We start from the raw sequence: 230 nt of genomic DNA on the forward strand, positions 1-230 counted from the left end.
GTGCTTTGGAAAGATGGCCAGCGGCTCTACAATGATCACTGTGTTGGCTCTCCCGCAGTTGTTTGGATCTAAACCAAGATCACCAGCTCCTCTTGAGACAACAAGGCGGATATAGGCATCCTTCAGTCCGTTCCTTTCAACTGTATGAATCATTTTTTCCGTGAGTTCCTCAAGTGAATATGGAATGTTCAGCATAATCGATCTGGCGGAATCATACAGGCGGTCTAAAT

At 45.7% G+C, this 230-nt stretch carries 1 protein-coding gene; it reads right to left on the reverse strand.

Features of this window, described 5'->3' with window-relative positions:
* Positions 1-230 (reverse strand): aminotransferase class IV (locus SB658_RS28145; RefSeq protein ID WP_410603900.1); only part of this gene is annotated, 230 nt, incomplete at both ends.

This window comes from Bacillus sp. SIMBA_008 (assembly GCF_046535495.1).
Taxonomy (GTDB): domain Bacteria; phylum Bacillota; class Bacilli; order Bacillales; family Bacillaceae; genus Bacillus; species Bacillus subtilis.